The organism is Microbacterium sp. Bi128, from assembly GCF_918698205.1.
In genome coordinates this window covers 1-2,909 of sequence record NZ_CAKKMM010000608.1, presented here as the reverse complement: position 1 = coordinate 2,909, position 2,909 = coordinate 1, and the positions used below count along the sequence as shown (strand labels likewise).

3 protein-coding genes and 1 pseudogene are annotated in these 2,909 nt (G+C 65.8%); 2 read left to right on the top strand and 2 right to left on the bottom strand.

Going from position 1 to position 2,909, the window contains the following annotated elements:
- Positions 1-355: pseudogene (locus tag LQV45_RS23675) on the bottom strand (DNA polymerase IV); the annotation flags it as partial.
- Positions 356-470: 115 nt separating this feature from the next.
- Here LQV45_RS23675 and LQV45_RS23670 point away from each other — a divergent pair.
- Together LQV45_RS23670 and LQV45_RS23665 are read left to right on the top strand one after the other, a co-directional pair.
- Positions 471-998 carry a hypothetical protein gene (locus LQV45_RS23670; protein WP_028275890.1) on the top strand — a complete coding sequence of 176 codons (528 nt, stop codon included), beginning with the start codon at positions 471-473 and terminating at the stop codon, positions 996-998.
- A complete protein-coding gene (locus tag LQV45_RS23665) occupies positions 995-2,089 on the top strand; it encodes a polyprenyl synthetase family protein (protein ID WP_028275891.1) in 1,095 nt (364 codons plus the stop codon). The genes LQV45_RS23670 and LQV45_RS23665 overlap by 4 nt, the downstream gene beginning before the upstream one ends.
- A 136-nt stretch (positions 2,090-2,225) precedes the next feature.
- Here LQV45_RS23665 and LQV45_RS23660 read toward each other — a convergent pair whose 3' ends face one another.
- Positions 2,226-2,579, bottom strand: coding sequence for an Rv2175c family DNA-binding protein (locus LQV45_RS23660; RefSeq protein ID WP_026266238.1), 354 nt, complete (start codon positions 2,577-2,579; stop codon positions 2,226-2,228).
- Positions 2,580-2,909 lie beyond the last annotated feature (330 nt).

Here is a 2,909-nt window from a genome sequence, read left to right as displayed (position 1 = left end):
AACCAAAGATTGCCATGATCTGGCCGGACACTTCGTAGTACAGCTTGTGGCGGGGCTCGATGGTGACAGCCGAGGGGCACATGCGCGCCGCCACCACCATGGGCATCGCCGATCTGACGCCGAAGGCGCGGGCCTCATAGGATGCGGAGAGCACCACGGAGCGGTCCGCCGGGTAGCCCACAATCACGGGCTTTCCCTTCAGCTCGGGCCGGCTGCGCAACTCCACGGAGACAAAGAAGGCGTCCATGTCCACGTGCATGATGCTGCTGCGCCGCAGTTCCAGCAGTGAGTCCCCGCCCAGGCTGCCGGCAGGCTGGATCTGGGACTGCGCATTCGAGGGCCCGTTGGGGTGCATATTCCTCTGTGCTCCCTGCTGATTCTCTGCGTCCGGCCCCACGTCTTCAATCCTATGCCCGGGGACTGACTAAACTGGAGGCTGATTCCGCTTCAACCCCAGGAGGAAAGTCCCTGTGAAGGTATTTGGACAGCGCAAACGTGCCGCAGCCGCCATCGCGGCGGCTGGCGCGCTATTGGCCTTGGCCGCATGCACGCCTGCCGGCACCGGGAGCCCGGCGGCGTCGCCGGCGTCGACCCCGGACGCCTCTGCGCAGTCCTCCACCACGGCTCCCCCCAGCCCTTCCGCGGAGCCCGGCACGTCAGCCACGGTCGGCGCCCTCGTACCCGGCTTCCCGCAGAAACTCCTGCCGCTGATGCCAGGAGCCCAGGTCGTCTCCAGCAGCTTCGACAAAACCACGGTGCCGGCAACCGCGGCACTGGTCGGCAGCATCACCGCCCCGGCCGCCGATGTCCTGGCTTTCTACGCCAAGGGGCTGCAGGCGCAGGGATTCAAGCCCGTACCCGGGGAAACCGTCGGTGCCCTGCCTTCCAAGGACTTCCTGCGCGGGGACAACGAAACCGTGAACATCTCCGTCATGCAGACAACAGGGGTGTCCACGTTCACGATCGGTGCGAACGTCGCTGCCGAGTCCGTCAAGTGAGTCTCGCCGAACAGCTGCGGCTCGAGCAGGCGGATTACGTGGCCGCCGTCGCCGGCAAGCTCACCGAGTTCCTGACCAGCCGACAGGCCATCATGGCCTCGATCTCCCAGGACATCGATCCGCTCATGGGCTCGATCTCAAACCTGGTCACGGGCGGAAAGCGCCTGCGGGCGCTCATGTGCTACTGGGGGTGGCGCGGCGCCGGCGGAGAAGCCGGCGCGGCCGAGGTGGTCACCGCCGGCTCGGCCCTGGAGCTGTTCCAGGCCGCGGCCCTGATCCACGATGACATCATTGACCGCTCGGACACCCGCCGGGGCGGACCCAGCGTCCACCGCAGGTTCATTGAACTGCACGAGGCCCAGGGCTGGGCGCTGGACAGCGAGCGGTTCGGCCACGCGGCAGCGATCCTGACCGGGGATCTCTGCCTGTCCTTCAGCGAGGAATCGTTCACGGAGATCGGACACCGTGCCGCCTCCGGCAGCCCGGCACGGCTGATCTTCAACCTCATGCGTGCAGAAGTCATGGCCGGGCAGTACCTCGACATCCTGGAAGAGGTCGCCGGGCCCCGGCGGGACCGCGCCGGGGCCGTCAGCCGGGCCCAGTCCATCATCCGGTTCAAGTCGGCCAAATACTCCACCGAACACCCGCTCGCCCTCGGCGGCGCCCTGGCCGGCGCCGGCGACGAGCTGCTGCGCGGCTATTCCGCGTTCGCGCTGCCGCTCGGTGAGGCGTTCCAACTGCGGGACGATGTCCTTGGCGTCTTCGGTGACCCCGTCACCACCGGCAAACCTGCCGGGGACGATCTCCGTGAGGGCAAGCGCACGGTCCTGGTGGCCTTCGCCCTGGACCAGGCCTCGGCGGCCGAATCAGAGTTCATCGACGCCAAGCTGGGCAGCCCCGATCTCGGCGACGCGGACATCGAGGAGATCCGGCGGATCATCGTGGATTGCGGCGCACTCCAGGCCACGGAAGTGCTCATCGAGGAGTTCGGCAAGGCCGCCTTCGCCGCCCTGGACCTGCTGCCGCTTCAGGAGCTGCCCAAAACCGCGCTCCGCAGGCTGGCAGAGGCCACGGTCAGCCGCGCCGCTTAACCCGGCCCTCACGGCAGTAACGCCTTTTTAAACGGTGCCTGGAAACGCGGCGGGCCGTGCACGGCGCTTGCGCTGTGCACGGCCCGTCATGGCACGTCCGGGGGATGCTGCCGGCGCAGTTGCTGCCGGTCTGCTTTTACCAGGCCAGTGATTGCGCCCTGCGGCGAATTTCGGTCTTGCGCCCTTCCCGCAGGGCGTCAATGGGCCGGCCGCGGAGGGAATCGTCCGGCGTAAAGAGCCAGTTGATCAGTTCCTCATCCGAGTATCCGGCGTCTGAGAGAACAACAATGGTGCCTTTCAGGCTCTCCACCGCATGCCCGTCCTGGATGAAAGCCGCAGGCACGGACCGGATGCGCCGGTCGCCGATTCTCACGGCCGCCAGCGCACGCTCGTCCAGCAATGCATGGACCTTGGTGATAGATACGTTCAGAAGCTGTGCGACATCGGGCAGGGGCAGCCATTCGCCCACGAGGCTTTCTACATTACTCACGCATAAAGATTGCCACGGCCGGTGCCCCGCCGCCTAGTCGGCATCCGCAGAATTCACGCTGCGGTCATGGCCGGTCCCGCCGCGCCGGAATGCCGCCCGGCTTCACCGGGGGACTCCCCTGGAGCGACTTTCGGGCGACACTCCACCGGAAACGGGTTTGCGGAATGTCAAACGGTTCTTGTGCTAATTGCCAATTCATGAGAGATTCACATAGATCACATTTGTAACAGAAATAACTTTTGTCACACTGGTAACACCAGTTCTACCGGCCTGACCGCAGCGTTGCCGCTGAGAAGAGGATCTTTCCAATGACAACCTCACGTTCGCCAC